Below are 16,559 nucleotides of genomic sequence, written 5' to 3'. Positions count from 1 at the left end.
TTTAGATCTCCTTCGCGTGGCGATACATGAATCACCCAATTTCGGTTTTCAGGACGCGCTCGGATGGCGATACATGAATCGCCCACATCATCTCCCAAACGATCTCGGATTGCGTACCACCGAGCCCACAAACGCCACTCCGTAATCAGCGCTCGCCTCGATTCCCGGATATAAAATACGCACCTGTCAAACACAAGGACTCTCGAACTCGCCTCTTTCGCCATCAATCGGATACGGTCCAATCGTACCGCAACGACTCCTGTGAAAGACCCTCGACATTATTGTGTATGAACCAACGCACCATGAATCGTGCCTCGTGCTGTTGGTAATACAATTATGAGGCAACGACTTGTTTTTCGAGAGCGCCTTGGTAACATATTTATGATGCAACGAACGTTCGCCGCGCACCAACGCCGGGTTATTGATTTCGGATGTAAAAGAATGTAGATTCTCAGCAGTATTTCCATCCCCTCTCGTTGTTTTCCGCATACCGTATCGTGGCAAACGGTTTGCGGTACCAGGGTGAATGATCAATCGGATACATCCGCAATCCCTTGGAGCTTCGTGCGCACTTCGTGGAACACCGTGCGCGTCGTCTCTTTATCCAGTACCTAATCATCGTATATAGGAGGTTGAAATGAAGTCGGTTCGTGTCTTTCTCGTCACAGCGCTTCTCCTCTTCGTGTCCGGAGTGGTGACCATTACCCATGCGCAGGAACTGAAGGAGCAGTGGAACGAAAGCGCAAAACTGATCGAGCAGGAAAAATTCAGCGAGGCGGTCACCTTGCTGCAAAATATGCTCGCGAATGATGCGCTGCCGGAGCAGATCCGTCCCGGAGTGCTGTTCCGTCTGGCCTACTCGTATTCCGGTCTCGGTAATGAAAAGAAAGCCGCGGAAACCTGGAAAATGGTCCTGGAACTCCTGCCGGAAGAGGGATCCGTCTGGGCGAACCTGGGTTGGAGCCAGTATCTCCTCGGTGATATCAAAGAGGCCATCGTCTCTACCGAAAAAGGTCTCGCGTTCGATGAATCCATGATGTACGCCTGGGCGAATCTCGGGTTATACCATTTGGATCTCGGCAACAAAGACGCGGCGATGAAAGCCTACAATACCGCGATGGAAAAGGTTACCGGTGAGGACGACATCAAGGGTGCGGTTGATGATCTCGAAAAACTCGCGTCGAAGAAGCCGGAGCTGAAAAATGAGATCGATGCGCTGCGTCAGCGCTTTGCTGAAGCGGCGAAACAGGCGGGCGAGAAAACCGAGTAAACGAAGACGGATCGCGGATCAGCTCTCTTCGATCAGGAGAGCGGCTCGGCGCCGCCATGCGGAGTATGCAATCGCCGATGGGCGTAGCGGAATCGAGCAGTCATTCCGGGGCGACGAACCGTCTGCAGAGGTCGCCGGAAACGAGCGAACAACGAGTCTCACCTCGGCGGGAGCTGTGTTTCGAGCGGCCTCCACAGTCGCACCCCTTGCACCACTGCCGTATTTTCGTGCGGGTAGTGCAAAGACGCTGTGCATGAAATCATGAGAGGCGTTCGCATGGAGGAGATAGTGCGGTACATCGCCGTTCTACGCTGCTATGGCGTACCCGGTGTTCGTCAAACCGCCATCGTCCGTCATCCACGGAGTGACCTGCCTGACGTGAAGGGGCAGGTCCGTGAACGGATAGTGTCGCCGCCGTTGGTGTCCTCACGTGATGGAACTCATCGGAGCAGAAGCAAGGGGCGATGCGACCGTGCTCCGTTTGCGTGCAACTCGAAGAAGTATAATCCTCGCGGCAGCGCGCTCACATCGCAGGAGTGATTGTGTACCCCCGCAGCCATCCATTGCCCATCCAGCAGTGCAACGACACGGCGACCGGCGGCATCCATTATGCTGAGTCTGACATCCGTTGGTGCGGGAAGAGAAAATTCGACGGTCGTCCGTCCGTCCGTCGGATTCGGATGGCAAGCGTGCAATAGCGGCGATGTAAGAGGGACTGCCGCCACTTTCTCTGCGGAAGTCAGCCCATCCCAGCCCGCGAGACGCGCAAGCATCCACCAAAACGCCTTGCCCTTTTGTTGACAGTTCAAACACTGCGAATGCGCGCAGGAGCAATCGTCGCATTGTCCCGGATTGCGCTCACACCATTCCTGCGCCCAGTTCCTGCTGCGGCCTTGCGCGTCACGGTAATCACAGTTGTCGTTGGCGGCTTTGTCGAGGAAGGAATTTCCGTCGGGATCGTAGCTTTCGATATCCGCGAAATCAAAGAGTACCTTGGCGTGCGCGCGGCAAAAAGCTCTGATCTGCTCATTCCGCTGATGAAGATTTCCCGCAACACCGCTGCCATCGAGGTGACCGGTCATGTAAATGAACCGCACTTGCGGGTATTCCTGTTCGAGCGCTGCCATTGCCTGGAGATACGCGTCAATACCTTCGACGGTATTATCCGAACAGCCGCCGCACCACGACCACATGATAAGGTTGCGGTTGCAACCGCTCTGCCCTAAAAGCACTCGAGTGGCTGCTGCCCACGATAGATCACCGTTGTGACCGAGATCACCGGACGGTGTACCGTCGTGCAGGGACAGTATACCTGTCCCGCCGGAAGTGGAGTAGTTGTAGACGGATTGCGGCAGGGCGCGGAGGAGCTGCATACCGCTTACGATCTGGCTGCCGTGCGAGGTGTGTCCGTACGAAACACGGAACTGCTGTTTCGCCTGATTGATGTACTGCGTCGGCACAGCGGAGAGATCCGTGCAGTGATGATCAATAATGATCGCATTCTGTGTGTACAAGCGGGACGGCAATACCGCCAACAGGGCGAAGAGGAGAGGTGCGAGGTGTCTCATGGAGGTGCCGAAGAATGTGAAATAATAGGACAATATACACAATACCCGCGAGAGGAGATATCCCGACACGTTCGGATGGTCGGAGTACGGAGTTATCCGTACCGACCCCCGTTTCAGGGACTGAGGTACGTCTGTCGCCCTGTCTCACTTCTCCTCCCCAGGAAGTCACAGAACGTCAATGGGATTCCCGTGCCTCCGCCGCGCTGCCGAATTCACGCTGGAATAGCTCTCGTGCCCTATCGTACGCGGCGTCGGTGAGGGCGACGGATTTCGCCTTTCCGACAGGATTGCTTATCAACCCCTTTTCATGCAGTCGGTTCAGCGTATCCCAGTCAAAGCCCTTCCATGCGCGCACTCCATATCGGTCCTTGCTGCTGACCAGCCACATCAGTGCAAGTGTCATGTCATCAACTTTGTCCTTGTCGTATTCCATTTTTTCTCCTGTGGGTGAAAATGTTGACCAGGTCTCACTGAATGTTGTTTACGGGGCGAGTCTTCATCGCAAGACATTGAGTTGCACGAGAAGCTGCGCGGTGAGCACGCCGTCACCGAATTCGGTGGCGCCGTACCATTTGAGTTCCAGTCCGGACACCGGTGCGAATGGCAGTACGCGCGACACGGTAACGGCACCCATCCATCCCTGACTGAAGCGCGAGACGTCCACCGTTTCACCGAATGAACGCGCGTGCGAGCGCACAAAGTAGCCGCCCACGCCCGCCGACAATGAAACGGGGCCGAGCACCTGCATCGAAAACACGACGAGAGCGGGGATGGCGCTCAGGGACAACGACGCATCCGTCCGGCCGAACGATGTCTCGACATCACGCAAATCATAGGAGTATAGTGAAGTCCATCCGCTCTCCACTCCGAGGCGCAGTCGGTGATCCGGATGCCACAGCAGTCGCGCGCTGAATGCCCAACCGCGTCGGTCAATTTCCAGACCTGACGGATACGGCATTATGTACTGCGCGTAGCCGCCGGCGAGCGTCGCCATCACCGTGAAAGTGTCCGGTTCGCTGATGCCGGTGGATGATATGTGCGCGGCAGCAGTATCGTCCACCGGCGACGATGTGAAAACCGCCGCGCTTCCCTCCGAAACAACCAGGAGCAGGCAACAGGCGCAGATCGTGTATTGAAGATGGCGCATCATTGTGAGTAATAGTAATAGGCGACCAGGGCGGGATAGTTGGTGAGAATGCCGTCGAATCGTCCTGTCCGGATGAACTGCTCTATGTACGCGGCCTGATCGAGCGTCCAGGTCAGCACGCGGCGTCCCTCGTTCTGCATCTCGGCCACTCGCTCGTTTTGCGTGCCGAGTGTCCATCGCGGAGCCCAAACATCCGCATCCAACGCCCGTGTCGTCTCCATGTCCAGTTCACAGAGGACATTCGCGCGACGGTAATCAGGAAGTTGCTGCAATTCCTGTGCTTTCTCTGCGTCGGGTATGCCAATTACGATGGTGAGATCCCGCCCCAGAGTTCGCGCACTGTCCGCATACTCACGCTGGAGATTGGTGAGCATCGAGAGAGGGACAGAGGGCTTGATATCGAGCCACACGACCTTGAGCGAGGTTTGCCGGAGTATGGTGGCCAGCATGCGCCGGAGTGTCGGGATGCGTTCGCCGTTTCGCAGGCGGACGAAACTCTCGATCTGCGCAAGGGTGTACTCGCTCACGGAGCCCACAAGCCCGCTTTTCTGATTGAGCCGCAGGTTCATATCCTCGTCATGATAGATGACGGGTACGCCGTCTTTGGTCAGCTGCACATCTATTTCGACACCGTTCGCTCCGAAAAATTCGGCGAGTTTCACAAGCTCGGCCGAATTTTCCGACGCGGGGAGATAGTCTGAATTTCTCCCTCCCGCCCTGTGTGCGAGAATGAGGAAGGGAGTATCTGACGTGTACAGCGGACGGCGATAGATGCAGCGCACCGGTCGCTTCCCGCTGCCGATGGCATTCCCGAGATCGCCTGCAAGGATGATACTGCCTGGTACCGCCTGTCCGCCGGTTAACAACGCGCGTCCGCCCTCATCCGCAGCTACGGAGACCTGGAAGATACCGGTTTCGGTCCCGACCTGCTTGCGCCAATACCCCGCAAACAGCAGGGAGGAATCAGCCATTCCCGATTCGAGGATGCAATACACCGCGTCCCGCTCGCCAAAGATGGAAAGGACATTACGTGTGTGTCGGATAACGACCTGCCTGCCAAGAAGCGCATTCCCCTCGGTTACCTCGTAGACTCCCTCCATTGCATCCAGCGCGGACCAGGGAACGGCAGCCGTACCGTTTAATAATCCCGCGGCATGGTAATCCGGGACCAGGACCTCTACCTCCGTGTCGCAACCGTTGCAGCACAGCAGGAGGAGAATGAGGAAGAACCACGCTCGTGTCATAGCAGCACCGCAAAAAGTAATTCCGAATACAGTAGTTTCCGTTTGAATGCGGAAAATGCAAACCAGGTCTGATGATGGAATTCGGTAGAGGAGAGGCGCACACCGAGAACGACGTGCAGATTTCGCAGCAGTGGCTGCTCCATCATAAATGATCCCGCAAATCCCACAAGGCGGTTTTTTGTCGAGGACAGTTCGTTCTCGCCGGTGAACGTTCTCTCGGATAATGTGTACAGCCATTCTCCGCGCAGTGACAAGCGCACATCCCCCGTTTCGTACCCCAGCAGCACATGCGGATAATGCATCCAGCCGCGGACGGAATTATCGAAGCCCTCGAGATAGATAGAACCAAACCAAAATCCAAACTCGTCACCCGCTCCGACACAGAAATCGCCGATGCAATGCGACCATCGCAGACCGCCCTTTACCTGATTGGTAATGAATTGCAGATCCGCCGAGGAGAGGACGGTGAATTGCAGCGGCAGCCCGACGGTAATCTGCGCATCGAGGGCGGGAGCGCGGTTCAGTTCTTCTTCGGAAATATCTCTGGGAACGGCGAGTACGCGCAGACCGAGCGAGGCATCGAAGGCGCCCGTGTTTTTCGGACGCGGGAAAAACACCGATGGTGCCGCTTCTTGAGATCTGGCCGATTGCGTCACAACGAGAATCAGGCACAGCCGCAAGGCCGTACCAATCCACTTCCGGGTTTGCATTGTGCGCATGTGCATTTCTCGTCTGCGTCGCTATGGTGCTCCGGTCCCATGCGATTCCGGAAGCCCACGAAAATCATCGCCACCACAATAAAACGATTGTAGCAAGAGAATTCGACATCTGCAAATTTCACGCACGAAAGCATCGTGGTCGCGGTCTGTGGGGAGCGATGGCCTGGCGTCCCCACGGTTCGAACCTTTCGCAATACAGACCCGTCGTGTTTGGCTGATAGTATTTCCGCCATCTGGCGGGAATCGGTATATTTATAGACTACGTTCGAATGAATTCTGGAAGCTTACATGATCTTTGCACAACGAACCCATACCTGCGGAGAGCTCCGCGCCTCCGATATCGGAAATACCGTCACGCTTAACGGCTGGGTCCATGTACGCCGTGACCTCGGGGGCATGATTTTCATCGATCTCCGCGATCGCTACGGTATTACGCAAACGACCTTCGCGCCACAGCATAATGCGGAGGTGCACAAAGCGGCGCACGATCTGCGATCGGAGTTTGTGCTTTCCGTCACCGGGTTGGTGCAGCACAGGCCTGAAGGCATGACGAACACATCCATGCCGACCGGAGAGGTCGAGGTTTTGGTGGACAGTTTCCAGATTCTGAACCCGTCCGAAATCACGCCTTTCGAAATCCGCGACGATGTGGACGCGAACGAAGATTTGCGGCTGAAGTATCGCTACCTGGATCTCCGGCGTCCGAGCCTCCAGAAAAATCTACTTCTGCGCCATCGTATCTATCAGGTCGTGCACCGCTACTTCGACGAGCAGAATTTCGTGGAGGTGGAAACCCCTGTGCTCATGAAAAGTACGCCGGAGGGCGCACGTGACTATCTCGTTCCCAGCCGCGTACATCCGGGACGCTTTTTCGCTCTGCCTCAATCGCCGCAGCAGTACAAGCAATTGCTCATGGTGGCAGGGTTCGACCGCTACGTGCAAATTGTCAAATGTTTCCGCGACGAGGATTTGCGCGCGGACCGGCAGCCGGAGTTCACACAGATAGACGTGGAAATGACCTTCGTCACGGCCAACGATATTTATCGTTTGATAGAAGGTCTTGTACAGAGAATGCTCCGGGAAACGATAGGGGTGGAGTTGGAGCTGCCGATTCCGGTGATGGATTATTACGAGGCCCTGGAGCGCTATGGTTCGGACAAACCGGATCTGCGTTTCGGCATGGAGATGGTCACGCTGAATGAAACGCTGGCCGACAGCGAATTCATGGTATTCCGTAACGCGCTGGATCATGGCGGAATAGTCACCGGCATCACCGTGAAGGGTGCGGCGACGGATTTCAGCAGAAAGAAACTGGATGAACTGACCGAGCGCGCAAAAGCATTGGGTATGGGCGGACTGGTCTGGCTCAAAGTGTCCGAAGGAACGCTTCAGGGCCCCGCCGCGAAATTCCTCAACGAAGCACAACAATCTTCGCTTACGACGGCAATGCGGGCAGAGGAAGGTGATCTCATTCTCATTCTCGCGGATGCGAAGCGCCGGGCAGCACTTCTGGCCATGGGGACGTTGCGCCTCGAGATCGGTCGCGATCTCGGCCTCATCAAAGCAAACGAGCACAAACTGCTGTGGGTTACGGATTTCCCGCTCTTCCAGTGGGATGAAGAGACGCGACGCTACTACGCCGAACACCATCCCTTTACCTCGCCCAAGGCCACGGATATTCCCTTGCTGGACACCGACCCGAAAGCCGCGCGTGCGGACTGCTACGACCTGGTGTGGAATGGCAATGAAGTGGGCAGCGGCAGCATCCGTATTCACGACAGCGCGTTACAGGCGAAAATCTTTTCCCTGCTCGGCTTCGCGCCTGAGGAAATTCGGGAGAAATTCGGTTTTCTCATCGATGCCTTCCGTTACGGCGCTCCGCCGCACGGTGGAATCGCGTTGGGACTGGACCGCATCGTGACCATCATCGCCGGGCTCGCCAGTATCCGCGACGTCGTCGCTTTTCCGAAAACCAACAGCGCGCTGTCTCTCATGGACACCGCGCCGTCCCCTGTTTCCGAAGAACAGCTCCGTGAGTTGCACATCAGCATCAGGCAGTGACATGATGGATCTCATCCTTTATAACGCCAGCCAGATTGTGACCGTCGCCGGCAGGGGAGCGCAGCGAAAATGCGGGCGCGACATGCGCGATATCGGTGTGATCCATGATGGGGCTGTCGCCGTAAAGGATGGCCGTATCGCTTTTGTCGGCGCATCCGACGACATCGACATCTCCGATGCGGAGCGCAGCATCAATGCATACGGCAAGGTGGTGTTGCCGGGTTTCATCGACAGTCACACGCATCTCGTGTTCGCCGGCGCGCGTGAGGAGGAATTTGCGCGACGCATCGCCGGCGCGACCTATGCCGAGATTGCCGCGTCGGGTGGGGGTATCAACACCACGGTGAAGGCAACGCGTGCCGCCAGCAAGGTCGAACTGACGGAGTACGCGCTGCATCGTCTGGACAGTTGTCTGGGTTTCGGCAGCACGACGGTGGAGATCAAGAGCGGCTACGGCCTCGAGTATGAAAGTGAGATCAAGTTGCTCGAAGTCATCAATGAGCTGAAAGATCTGCACGTCGTGGACATCGTGCCCACCTTTCTGGGCGCGCACACCATCCCTTTCGATTACAAGGAGCGTCGCGACGAATATCTTGCCCTCGTGCTCGACCGCATGCTTCCCGAAGTCGCACAGCGGGGTCTGGCCGAGTACTGTGATGTTTTCGTGGAGCGCGGCGCTTTTACCGTGGATGAGGGGAGGGTGCTGTTCGAGCGCGCCCGTGCGTTGGGTCTGTCTGTGCGCGTCCATGCCGATCAGATCACGGCGGGCGGCGGCTCGGAGTTGGCTGCGGACATGCAGGCGGCCTCAGCCGATCACCTCGATCATATCAGCGACGAAGGCATCGAGCGCATGAAGGCTGCAGGCAGCATCGCTACGCTGCTTCCCGGCGTATCGCTCTTCCTCGGTGAACCGATGCCCGACGCCCGGCGTCTCATCGACGCGGGGCTGCCCGTCGCCATCGCGACGGATATGAATCCCGGATCCTGCATGAGCGAAAATATACAGCTCATGATGAGTCTCGCCGCCATGCAGATGCGCATGACCATGGAAGAGGTCATCACCGCCGTGACGCTCAATGCGGCTGCGGCGTTGCACCGCGCCGACCGTCTTGGAAGCATCGAGGTCGGCAAACAGGCGGATCTTCTGATCTTCGATGTCCCGGTATGGCAACGCATCCTCTATCACTACGGCGTCAATCACCTCAACACGGTGATCAAGAACGGCATGGTGGTGATGGAAAAGCGCTACGCGAATGCGTGAAAGCGGCCGGTCCTCTGCCCGCGCCTCGGCGACGCATCGTCCGGGAAATCGTTCCGCATGGCTAAACCTGTGCGGAGTATCCGATGTCAAAATGTTTTGTCTTGTGCCGGTCATTGTTTGAAACACTACACGGAAACCCATTACAACAAGGAATCACTGTATGAAACGCACATGGAGCATTGTGTTCGCCGTCATCATCGGCGTTGTCCTGATCTCGGCTTGTGGACAGAAGCAGGAAGCAACGGAGGGTGCCGCCGCGCTGACTCTCGCGAAGTTCATGGAGAAACCGGAACAGTTCATTGACAAGGAGGTCGTGCTGGAAGGTACCGTTACGCACGTGTGCAAGCACGGGGGTAAGCGCCTGCATCTCACCGATACCAAAACCAATGATCGCATGAAAGTCGAGCTCGGAGAGAACATGCCGGCGTTCGCGCGTGAATTGGAAGGATCGGATATTATCGTTACCGGCATTCTGCGTGAGACGCGCATTGACAAGCAGTACCTCGACGAGTGGGAGCAGGAAGTACTTGCCGAAACGACGGAAGAACATGAAGACGCCGGTCATGTTGATCCGCAGGGCCTCGAAGCCGTGAACGCGAAGCGGGAGGAACTGGCCGCCAGCGGGAAAGCCTACCTTTCGATGTGGCATGTCCAGTGCGTCTCATACAAGATGAAAGATGGTTCCGCGAATCCCGTCGCGAAAGACGCACCCGCAGAGGAAGAGCAAGAGCACGCGCATTGACAGGCTCGCGCAAGAGTGAAAAGTGAAAGGTGAAATGCGAGAGATGCATCGATACGCGTTCCACGTGCAAGTCCGTTCATCGCGTAACCTTTGCCAGGTAGCCTCCTTTCACCTTTTCCTTTTCACGTTCAGCACATACCCCGTTCACGAAAGCGTACTTCACCACATCCGCTACAGACAATGAAGCTCTCCAACAGAATCAGACGCTGGAATCAGGCGATTCATCGGGATCTCGGCTATTTGTTCGCCGCGATGACGGTGATCTACGCGCTCTCCGGCATTGCGCTCAATCATCTCAAGGACTGGGATCCGAACTACATTATCGAGGCGCGGGACGTATCCGTACCCGCGCCGATATCGGAGGAAGGACTGACGAAGGACAAGGTGCGCGCCATGCTCGCGCGCTTCGATCAGGAAGAAAACTACAAGAATCATTACTTTCCCGAGGAGGGGCTACTGAAGGTGTTTCTGCAGGGAGGAACGGTGGCCATTGACATGGAGACGGGTGAGGGGTTGCTCGAAACCACACGGCGCAGACCGGTGTTCTTCGAGGTGAACTTCCTGCATTACAACACTCCGCGACAGTTGTTTACCTGGTATTCCGATATTTTTGCGGGCGCCCTCATCATCATGGCCATCAGTGGCTTGTTCATTTTAAAAGGAAAAAAAGGTATCACCGGACGCGGTGCGTGGTTGACCGCCATCGGCATCCTCATTCCGGCGATCTTCCTCATCATCTATCTGTGACAGCGCATGACGAATGAGCATGTCATACTGAGTACGCATCAACTGAGCAAACGCTTCGGTAAGCGTCTCGCCGTTTCTGAACTGAATCTGGAGGTGCACCGAGGGGACATCTACGGTTTCCTCGGACCGAACGGTGCGGGAAAAAGCACCACCATTCGTATGGTGCTGTCTCTCATCGCACCCACAACGGGCAGCGTGCGCCTGTTCGGCAAGGATGCCGCGACGGATCGCGTCGTGCTCTCGCGCGTCGGCGGTCTCGTCGAGCGACCGGATTTTTACCTTTACCTCAGCGCCAGAAAAAATCTCGAGATCGTGTCGGCCTTGTATGGTGAGGTCGACAAACGGCGTATTGACGAGGTACTGGATGTCGTTGGCCTGCTGGATCGCGGCGGGGATCGCGTCAAGGCGTACTCGCACGGCATGAAGCAGCGCCTGGGCATCGCGCAAGCACTGCTGCCCAGACCGGAATTCCTCGTATTGGACGAGCCCACGAACGGGCTCGATCCGCAGGGTATGAAAGAAGTTCGTGAGCTGATCCGCCGTTTGAACCGCGAAGACAACATGACGATTCTGCTTTCCTCGCATTTGTTGCACGAGATCGAGCAGGTCGCTACGCGCATGTGTATTCTCCATCAGGGACAGCTTGTAGTGCAGGGTGCGGTGCAGGAACTCTTGGGACGCGACAGCATTGCGGTGCGCATCGTGGCGCAGCCGCGCGACCACGCTCTCGATCTGCTTCGAGGTATGGCATGGGTGACTGACGTTCGCGAATACGATGACAGTATTCACTGCGTCATGGGCGAGGACGCTCTCGCCAGGACCAATGCCGGGCTGGTATCGGCGGGTCTCGAGGTCGCCACCTTCGCTCCCCGCCGCTCTCTGGAAGATTATTTTTTACGCATCACCGAACGACCGGATACGCAGGCAGTCGCATGAACGACACACTCCGACGACGAATCGCGGCGGCGGCGGGAACAGGCGGGTTCGCATTTCTCGTGTATCTGCTTACGCTCGCTCCCTCCCTGGATTTTATTGATGCCGGCGAACTCGCGGCGGTGGCACATACCTTTGGCATAGCACATCCGACGGGCTATCCCTTGTTCACCTTGCTTGCCGGTGTCTGGTCGTGGCTGCCGCTGGGCGACGGCATCGTACGGCTGAACGTCTTTGCGGCGCTTTGCGCTGCACTCGGCGCAGGATTTTTCACTGATGCGCTCTGGCATCTGCTTGGCCTGAAAGGGGTGAAAAAGACCGGCAAGAAAAAGGCAGTACACGCCGCGATGAGTGACAGTACGCGACTGATCGCCTCCGTGATAGGAGCGCTCGCCATCGCCTTCAGCCGCACCTACTGGCGCACGGCTCTGTCCATCGAGGTGTATGCGTTGCATATGCTCATGCTTGCGTTGCTCATGTGGGCGCTGGCGCGTCTGTTGCTGGCAATGCAGGACACGCCGTCGCAAGGCTCCGTGCGTCGGCACATAGTGGTCCTGGCTTTGCTTCTCGGGCTGTCCTTCTCCAATCACATGAGTACGGTTTTTTTGCTCCCCGCGCTATTCGTTCTTCTTGCCGTCCTCTTGAGACAAAAGCTTCTCTCAGCACGAACGGCGCTTACCGCCGCCGGATCCTTTGCCGCCGGACTGCTGCCGTATCTCTATCTGCCGCTGCGCGCCTCGGCGCATCCCTGGCTGAATTGGGGGAATCCGGAAAGCTGGGAACGCTTCATCTGGCATCTGTCGGGAAAACAGTACAGTGTGTGGATGTTCTCCAGTGCGGATGCCTGGAAAAAACAGTTCGCGAACGTCACCTCCTTGCTGCCCGGCGATGTGCAATATGTCGCACTGCTCGCCGCTGCAGTGGGGATGATTGTGCTCATCCGGCGCAATGCGCTTGCGGGCGCCGTACTCCTGTTGCTGTTCGTGACGTGCGTGGTCTGGGCCGCCGGATATGAGATCCACGATATCGATTCCTACCTTCTGCTGGCGCTCGCCGTTCTCGGCGCATGGACCGCGACAGGGATTGCGGCGATCACTCAATGGCTCGCCCAAACGATGTCCGTAAAGTTTCGCCATCCTGCGGTCGTGGGTGTGGTGTTCATCCTTCCCCTGGCGCTCAATGCGCAAGGGGTTTCGCAGCGTGGAAATTATCTTGTCGAGGACTATACAAAGAACATGTTCGCTTCGCTGGAGAAACACGCTCTTGTTTTCTCGTATCAGTGGGATTACTGGGTGTCGGCGTCCTTGTACTATCAGGCGGTAGAGAATTTCAGAACGGACGTGGTGGTACTCGATAAGGAGCTTTTTCGCAGATCCTGGTATATCGAGCAACTGCGTGTCAACTACCCCGATGTGTACGAGCAGTCCGTCGATGCCATCGCCGCGTTTGAGGTTGAATTGTACAAGTTCGAACATGATCTTCCGTACGATCCGGCAACCATCGAAGCCGCGTTCAACCGTATGATCAACAGTATCATCGAGAAGAGTTATGCGTCGCGCCCGGTGTATGTGACCATAGAAATGGAGCAGCAGTTCGCGCCGGATTTTATTCGGGTTCCCGTCGGGCTGGCGTTCCGATTGTACAGACCAGACGAAGTCCCGCGCTATGAGGCGTTGCCTTTTCCACAGTTGCAGCATCGTCCCTTCGCATCCGATGAACGCTTGCCGCTGGCATTGCCCGGAATGTACGGAAGCATGTTACTGAACCGCGCGGTCTATGCGCATCGCGCAGGCTACTACCGCGAAGCCGTCCCATTTTTTGAACGTGCAGCGGCATTCGTCCCGGGCGATTCTCGTTTGTTACAGTGGAAGCAGCGGAACGACCAGGCCCTGCGTTCGGGACGGATGGCCGGTGACCCTGCCGATGTCCCGCCGCAGAGCGGCGAGGAAGCGGAGCAATAAGACATTCCCGAAGTCGGTACGATCGGGAGCGGGAGAGGCATTGGCGGCTGTTCGCATCCCGGCGCACAAAGCAAAAAGACATGAAACACCGACGGGCCCTTGCGGGCCCGTCGGTGTTTTTGCTACAGCGTTCATTCGACCGGTTTTCCGGCCGGCGGGTCCACCATGAAGCTGGCGACCGCCCGGTCAACGGAATCGAAGCTCTTGAATACCTTGATGAGTTGGGTAATCATGAACAGGCTGTTGATTTTTTCAGTGACGTTTGCGATGCGCATGTCTCCGCCTCCGTTGTTTACGGTGGCGAGGGAAGAGATCAGCGCACCGAGTCCGGAGCTGTTCACCCACTTCAGTTTCGCGATATCCAGGACGACCTTCAGAAAACCGTCAGCCACCAGACTGCGGATTTTCTCACGGAGTTCCGTTGTCTCGGGGTCTCCCATCAGGTTCCCCTTCAGTTCAAGGACGACCACGTCGCCGTTGAATGTTTCAGTGATAGTCATTGCTAGCCTCAAATGTGAAAGTTCATTGATTTCTGGTCTTTATGTGCTGTGCGAGGTGCACAAATTCGCAATTTCCTTGATGCGTGCAGGAGCCGCAGTTTGTCTCTACGCGTGGCACGAGGGCAAAACAGCGTGGGCAACGGTCCGTAAGCGGATTGAGTACGGCATACGCGCATTCAGGGCAGGTGCGTTGCTCCGCGCGGTGCAGTTCCTCGAGCGTGCGATCATTTTCATTCATTCAGCGCCACTGCTTTCGAGGGCTGCCGCCAACAAGCGCATCACTTCCTGCGTACTGACGTGGGTTCGGGCCTGCGCGAGATGCACGGCGTCCTGTAATGAAGGGATGTCACCCTTCAGGAAAAGGTACAGATGATACCCGAGTCGGTTGGTATCATTCGGCTCCAGAGCGGGCACGACGGCCGCTGCGGCGTACGCTTTCCGTTCAAGGCTTTCCTCCGGCCATTGCAGAATCTCAGCAGTCATGGGTAGGTCTTCGGTTATTACGGGCCAAGGGATTCACTCTCTCAATATGGTGCATCTTCGAGAGATTTTCAATTGCATACATACTGGTCGCGGTGAAAAAAGATTGAATAGAATTCAAAGGCCGGGCAGGAAGGAGGCGGGATCGCCGACAGCCCAGAGATGACAACAGGCCACCGGATGCCGGAAGCCTGTTGAGGGGACGTATGTCAACGAAATTATTTCTTGGGAGCCGCTTTCTTGGGTGCAGCGGCCTTTTTCGGTGCGGCGGCCTTGGGAGCAGCGGCTTTCTTGGGTGCGGCAGCCTTCGGAGCAGCGGCTTTCTTCGGCGCGGCGGCCTTGGGAGCAGCGGCTTTCTTGGGTGCGGCAGCCTTCGGAGCAGCAGCTTTCTTCGGCGCGGCGGCCTTGGGGGCAGCAGCCTTTTTCGGTGCAGCAGCCTTGGGAGCAGCGGCTTTTTTAGGAGCAGCGGCCTTGGGTGCGGCGGCTTTTTTGGGAGCAGCAGCCTTGGGGGCGGCGGCCTTTTTGGGTGCGGCGGCCTTGGGAGCAGCAGCTTTTTTCGGCGCGGCAGCCTTCTTGGGAGCCGGGGTTTTTGCCATTAGAACATCTCCGCGATTGTTGTGAGGAAGTGAAATGACCCTTCTAGGGTTTTTTTGCTTTCGTCCTTGCAGCAGGCTGCTCCACCGGTAGGTCGAACAGACTCGCGTTTGCGTCAACGGCGCGGAGACCGCCTGCGATCTTGCGGATTTCGTCGTCAGATTCATCCGCTACATACGCAACCGTGCCGATGGTGACACGAAGTTCATTCATGTCGAGGTTCGCCCCGGCGATGCTGTGGCTGAAGACGATGGTGTCATCAAACAGCAACCCATACGCTCCGATGTTCTCGGAGGCATTGCGCCGCATCAGGGTGGTGAGAAGTTTGGGACCGACTTTCGCGTTTTGTACAACGTAGGCGAGGGCGGTCACGAGACAATCGTCCTTGCCCCAGGCCTTGACGGAAACATGCACGGCGGCGGAACCGCGGCGGACGACGAAAGAGCCGTCGATCTCCGTCACGATGTTGGCATACTGTTTTCCGTAGATCTGCTTGAGGTAGGATTTGACTTTTTTCTGTGTTGCGGCAACAAAATTGGCCATGATTCGTGCTCCTTGTATTGTGTTCCGCAATCACTCTTTATTCGCCGCGGCCTTGAGCAATGCGAGTTCCTCCTCGACAGAGCTCCCGGCCTCCAGCTTTCGGAATTCGTCGTCGAGCGACGTGGTTTCGCCGGCGAGTTCCGCAAAGGCCTCGGCTTCGGACTCCACTTTCAGCACCTTCTGTTCGTATTTTTCGAAGTTTGCGAAAGCGCCGTCGCCGATACCGGACAAACTTTGCGAAATCTGCTTCTTGGCTTTTGCGGCCTGGTGGCGAGCGATCAATGTTCCCTGGCGCACACGGGCCTCATCGAGCTTGACTTTGAGCTGCTCGAGTTGTTGCCGCATAACAGTGGAAGTCTTCTTCGCTTCCGCGAGAGGTCCCTCCACATCGTTGGCGGCTTTGTCGAACATGTTCTTCTTCTCGAGCGCCTGACGCGCGAGGTCGTCTCTGCCGGCATTCACGGCCTTGACCGCTCGTTCATGCCACTCGGAGGCGAGCTTTTTCTTTTCGTTGTGCTGGCGTTCGAGATGCTTCTCGTTGGCGATCGCGGAACCGACGGCGGTGGTTGCCTTGTTGACTGCCTCCTCCATCTCGATCACCATCTGCTTGATCATTTTCTCCGGATCTTCCGCGCGGTCTATCAAATCGTTGACGTTGGCTTTGATGATATCGGAAATCCGTCCGAATATTCCTGCCATAAAATCCTCCAGTGATTGAGCTCACGTAGTAATAACCAATTGTGCGAATATACTCATTTCTTTCGTGAATGCAATCGCACATGCATTTCA

General features: G+C 56.7%; 17 protein-coding genes. 7 read left to right on the top strand and 10 right to left on the bottom strand.

Annotated features, from left to right (window positions below; genetic code table 11):
* Positions 1-637: 637 nt before the first annotated feature.
* Complete coding sequence (locus M5R41_07550) at positions 638-1,270, top strand: tetratricopeptide repeat protein (protein MCZ7556239.1); 633 nt, start codon at positions 638-640, stop codon at positions 1,268-1,270.
* A 440-nt stretch (positions 1,271-1,710) separates the two neighbouring features.
* Here M5R41_07550 and M5R41_07545 read toward each other — a convergent pair whose 3' ends face one another.
* From M5R41_07545 to M5R41_07525, 5 genes are all read right to left on the bottom strand, one after another.
* Positions 1,711-2,838, bottom strand: a complete 1,128-nt coding sequence (locus M5R41_07545; protein MCZ7556238.1) for a T9SS type A sorting domain-containing protein — start codon at positions 2,836-2,838, stop codon at positions 1,711-1,713.
* Between the two features lie 175 nt (positions 2,839-3,013).
* Positions 3,014-3,271: a DUF6429 family protein gene (locus M5R41_07540; protein MCZ7556237.1), complete on the bottom strand. Its 258-nt coding sequence runs from the start codon at positions 3,269-3,271 to the stop codon at positions 3,014-3,016.
* 63 nt (positions 3,272-3,334) lie between these two features.
* On the bottom strand, positions 3,335-3,988 hold the full coding sequence (locus M5R41_07535) for a hypothetical protein (protein ID MCZ7556236.1): 654 nt from the start codon (positions 3,986-3,988) through the stop codon (positions 3,335-3,337).
* A complete protein-coding gene (locus tag M5R41_07530) occupies positions 3,985-5,229 on the bottom strand; it encodes a glycerophosphodiester phosphodiesterase (protein MCZ7556235.1) in 1,245 nt (414 codons plus the stop codon). Before M5R41_07530 ends, M5R41_07535 begins: the two co-directional genes overlap by 4 nt.
* Complete coding sequence (locus M5R41_07525) at positions 5,226-5,948, bottom strand: hypothetical protein (GenBank protein ID MCZ7556234.1); 723 nt, start codon at positions 5,946-5,948, stop codon at positions 5,226-5,228. Before M5R41_07525 ends, M5R41_07530 begins: the two co-directional genes overlap by 4 nt.
* Positions 5,949-6,236: 288 nt before the next feature.
* Between M5R41_07525 and aspS the strand changes: the two genes are divergently transcribed.
* From aspS to M5R41_07495, 6 genes are all read left to right on the top strand, one after another.
* Positions 6,237-8,009 carry an aspartate--tRNA ligase gene (gene aspS / locus M5R41_07520; GenBank protein MCZ7556233.1) on the top strand — a complete coding sequence of 591 codons (1,773 nt, stop codon included), beginning with the start codon at positions 6,237-6,239 and terminating at the stop codon, positions 8,007-8,009.
* Position 8,010: 1 nt separating this feature from the next.
* Complete coding sequence (hutI, locus tag M5R41_07515) at positions 8,011-9,270, top strand: imidazolonepropionase (protein ID MCZ7556232.1); 1,260 nt, start codon at positions 8,011-8,013, stop codon at positions 9,268-9,270.
* 160 nt (positions 9,271-9,430) lie between these two features.
* On the top strand, positions 9,431-10,012 hold the full coding sequence (locus tag M5R41_07510) for a hypothetical protein (protein MCZ7556231.1): 582 nt from the start codon (positions 9,431-9,433) through the stop codon (positions 10,010-10,012).
* 180 nt (positions 10,013-10,192) lie between these two features.
* Positions 10,193-10,759, top strand: a complete 567-nt coding sequence (locus tag M5R41_07505) for a PepSY-associated TM helix domain-containing protein (GenBank protein ID MCZ7556230.1) — start codon at positions 10,193-10,195, stop codon at positions 10,757-10,759.
* A 6-nt stretch (positions 10,760-10,765) separates the two neighbouring features.
* Entirely contained in the window at positions 10,766-11,695 is a 930-nt protein-coding gene (locus tag M5R41_07500; GenBank protein ID MCZ7556229.1) for an ABC transporter ATP-binding protein, read from the top strand.
* Positions 11,692-13,653 (top strand): DUF2723 domain-containing protein, encoded by a 1,962-nt coding sequence (locus tag M5R41_07495; protein ID MCZ7556228.1) that lies wholly within the window; start codon positions 11,692-11,694, stop codon positions 13,651-13,653. Before M5R41_07500 ends, M5R41_07495 begins: the two co-directional genes overlap by 4 nt.
* Positions 13,654-13,784: 131 nt before the next feature.
* Here M5R41_07495 and M5R41_07490 read toward each other — a convergent pair whose 3' ends face one another.
* From M5R41_07490 to M5R41_07470, 5 genes are all read right to left on the bottom strand, one after another.
* Entirely contained in the window at positions 13,785-14,153 is a 369-nt protein-coding gene (locus tag M5R41_07490) for an STAS domain-containing protein (GenBank protein ID MCZ7556227.1), read from the bottom strand.
* 234 nt (positions 14,154-14,387) lie between these two features.
* Entirely contained in the window at positions 14,388-14,636 is a 249-nt protein-coding gene (locus M5R41_07485; protein MCZ7556226.1) for a hypothetical protein, read from the bottom strand.
* Positions 14,637-14,851: 215 nt separating this feature from the next.
* Positions 14,852-15,229 (bottom strand): hypothetical protein, encoded by a 378-nt coding sequence (locus tag M5R41_07480; protein MCZ7556225.1) that lies wholly within the window; start codon positions 15,227-15,229, stop codon positions 14,852-14,854.
* Between the two features lie 43 nt (positions 15,230-15,272).
* Complete coding sequence (locus tag M5R41_07475; protein MCZ7556224.1) at positions 15,273-15,770, bottom strand: YbjN domain-containing protein; 498 nt, start codon at positions 15,768-15,770, stop codon at positions 15,273-15,275.
* Between the two features lie 30 nt (positions 15,771-15,800).
* Complete coding sequence (locus M5R41_07470) at positions 15,801-16,469, bottom strand: PspA/IM30 family protein (protein MCZ7556223.1); 669 nt, start codon at positions 16,467-16,469, stop codon at positions 15,801-15,803.
* Positions 16,470-16,559: the final 90 nt, after the last annotated feature.

Source organism: Bacteroidia bacterium (genome assembly GCA_027493955.1).
GTDB lineage: Bacteria > Bacteroidota > Ignavibacteria > SZUA-365 > SZUA-365 > JAOSJT01.
Note: the sequence above shows the minus strand (reverse complement) of the source record. Positions and strands in the feature narration are given on the sequence as shown.

Coding starts and splice junctions, on each gene's coding strand:
- M5R41_07475 (MCZ7556224.1), bottom strand. CDS start 15,770: ATGGCCAATTTTGTTGCCGCAACACAGAAAAAAGTCAAATCCTACCTC.
- M5R41_07485 (MCZ7556226.1), bottom strand. CDS start 14,636: ATGACTGCTGAGATTCTGCAATGGCCGGAGGAAAGCCTTGAACGGAAA.
- aspS (MCZ7556233.1), top strand. CDS start 6,237: ATGATCTTTGCACAACGAACCCATACCTGCGGAGAGCTCCGCGCCTCC.
- M5R41_07535 (MCZ7556236.1), bottom strand. CDS start 3,988: ATGATGCGCCATCTTCAATACACGATCTGCGCCTGTTGCCTGCTCCTG.
- M5R41_07525 (MCZ7556234.1), bottom strand. CDS start 5,948: ATGCGCACAATGCAAACCCGGAAGTGGATTGGTACGGCCTTGCGGCTG.
- M5R41_07545 (MCZ7556238.1), bottom strand. CDS start 2,838: ATGAGACACCTCGCACCTCTCCTCTTCGCCCTGTTGGCGGTATTGCCG.
- M5R41_07540 (MCZ7556237.1), bottom strand. CDS start 3,271: ATGGAATACGACAAGGACAAAGTTGATGACATGACACTTGCACTGATG.
- M5R41_07510 (MCZ7556231.1), top strand. CDS start 9,431: ATGAAACGCACATGGAGCATTGTGTTCGCCGTCATCATCGGCGTTGTC.
- M5R41_07505 (MCZ7556230.1), top strand. CDS start 10,193: ATGAAGCTCTCCAACAGAATCAGACGCTGGAATCAGGCGATTCATCGG.
- M5R41_07530 (MCZ7556235.1), bottom strand. CDS start 5,229: ATGACACGAGCGTGGTTCTTCCTCATTCTCCTCCTGCTGTGCTGCAAC.
- M5R41_07480 (MCZ7556225.1), bottom strand. CDS start 15,229: ATGGCAAAAACCCCGGCTCCCAAGAAGGCTGCCGCGCCGAAAAAAGCT.
- M5R41_07470 (MCZ7556223.1), bottom strand. CDS start 16,469: ATGGCAGGAATATTCGGACGGATTTCCGATATCATCAAAGCCAACGTC.
- M5R41_07550 (MCZ7556239.1), top strand. CDS start 638: ATGAAGTCGGTTCGTGTCTTTCTCGTCACAGCGCTTCTCCTCTTCGTG.
- M5R41_07490 (MCZ7556227.1), bottom strand. CDS start 14,153: ATGACTATCACTGAAACATTCAACGGCGACGTGGTCGTCCTTGAACTG.
- hutI (MCZ7556232.1), top strand. CDS start 8,011: ATGATGGATCTCATCCTTTATAACGCCAGCCAGATTGTGACCGTCGCC.
- M5R41_07500 (MCZ7556229.1), top strand. CDS start 10,766: ATGACGAATGAGCATGTCATACTGAGTACGCATCAACTGAGCAAACGC.
- M5R41_07495 (MCZ7556228.1), top strand. CDS start 11,692: ATGAACGACACACTCCGACGACGAATCGCGGCGGCGGCGGGAACAGGC.